Genomic DNA, 281 nt, shown 5'->3' on the forward strand with positions numbered 1-281 from the left:
GGGCCTTCCTGAAGAAAGTGTCTGAGCAGTTCAGATTTTTGTTGCGCATGAGTGAAGGTCTGTCCTATACCCCGGCTCCCGCAGCGAGGCGGCCCTGGTGGTTGTGGCGGTGCGGGCGGTTCTTGGTGGTTTTAAGCCACTGACATTGTTGGAAAAGATCATCGTGGCTGTGGGCATTTTTGCCTGCGTCTGTTGGCTGGTTTGTTTTGTCTTTGTTGTTTTGGGTCGTCTGTCTGGGCGGTTTAAAAAAAAGACGGGACGGTGAAAAAAACTGGTTGACG

General features: G+C 52.0%; 1 protein-coding gene. It reads right to left on the reverse strand.

Features of this window, described 5'->3' with window-relative positions:
- Positions 1–64: 64 nt before the first annotated feature.
- The coding region (locus tag ACM9LZ_RS26100) for a hypothetical protein (RefSeq protein ID WP_416622414.1) at positions 65–281 on the reverse strand (217 nt) is incomplete at its 5' end.

It is taken from the genome of Niveispirillum fermenti (genome assembly GCF_048066175.1).
In the GTDB taxonomy this organism is placed as follows: Bacteria; Pseudomonadota; Alphaproteobacteria; order Azospirillales; family Azospirillaceae; genus Niveispirillum; species Niveispirillum fermenti.